Annotated in this window: 2 protein-coding genes and 1 pseudogene; 2 read left to right on the plus strand and 1 reads right to left on the minus strand. The window is 60.8% G+C overall.

Going from position 1 to position 951, the window contains the following annotated elements; all coding sequences use genetic code 11:
• Positions 1 to 171 precede the first annotated feature (171 nt).
• Both AC1DMK_RS31050 and AC1DMK_RS31055 read left to right on the plus strand, forming a co-directional pair.
• Positions 172 to 330 carry a hypothetical protein gene (locus tag AC1DMK_RS31050; RefSeq protein ID WP_477864044.1) on the plus strand — a complete coding sequence of 53 codons (159 nt, stop codon included), beginning with the start codon at positions 172 to 174 and terminating at the stop codon, positions 328 to 330.
• Positions 331 to 383: 53 nt separating this feature from the next.
• Positions 384 to 773, plus strand: coding sequence for a DUF2958 domain-containing protein (locus AC1DMK_RS31055; RefSeq protein ID WP_477864045.1), 390 nt, complete (start codon positions 384 to 386; stop codon positions 771 to 773).
• Positions 774 to 815: 42 nt separating this feature from the next.
• Here the strand turns inward: AC1DMK_RS31055 and AC1DMK_RS31060 are convergent.
• Positions 816 to 951, minus strand: a pseudogene (locus AC1DMK_RS31060) (IS6 family transposase); the annotation flags it as partial.

Genomic DNA, 951 nt, shown 5'->3' on the forward strand with positions numbered 1-951 from the left:
ACCAACGGCGCCCGCATTCATCGCTTGACCGGCAGACACCGGATCAGGCTTATTTCAACGCGCTGACGCCGATGCTGGCTGCAGCGTAACCAAGGCGGGAATCCACTTAACAAACGCCGGGTACTGTTCAGACAAACCGAGCCAGCTCAAACACCTTCGTCCCACGCCTACGTGGTCAGTGAAGCGAAAGGCGAAGGCCAGAAAGGCTACTGGACCATGATCGGCGCCTTCTTCGCCCACGAGGATGGCGACGGCGGAACGCTGACCCTCGAGGCGGTCCCGCTCACCGGTCGCATCGTCCTTCGCGCCGCCCCTAAAGGAGACGCGTAAGGGGGCCGACATGAAGCTCTTCATCAAAGAGATAACCTCACAGCTGCTGGCGAATGGTCGCCAGTAGCAACCGGTCCGGGGCACCGAAGACGAAATCGAACTCGAGCCGGTGGTCAAACTCTTCACGCCATGGGGGCAACGCCACCTGGCTGCTGACCGAGACTGATCCGGACGAGCCGGATCTGGCCTTCGGCCTTTGCGACCTCGGCATGGGCTTTCCCGAGCTGGGATCGTTCAGCATCACCGAGCTGAGCAGTGTCGCCGGTCCGTTCGGCCTGAAGATCGAGCGCGACCTGCATTTCACGCCGAAAAGACATTGTCGGCGTATGCAAGCGAGGCTTCGACCCTTTCACGCATCAATGCTTAGGGGGAGACGGCGCATGTCTGCAGCCGCGCCTCTTCTTCCGCCGGCTGCTCACCGAACTCTGCGGCGGGCACCGTAAACCTAACGCCGCAAAGACAATATTTTGGAGTACGGCTTTGCTTCATGCGGCGTGAAGGCGTGCGAGTTGGCGCCAGGCATCCAGGGCTGCGGCTCGCAGTTGGCGATGGTGTGTGGATGGAATGTCGTGGCGGGGAATGTAAAAGAGGTTGGCGATCGGGTCGTGGATGGAAACGAAG

It is taken from the genome of Rhizobium sp. 05L419 (assembly GCF_056397845.1).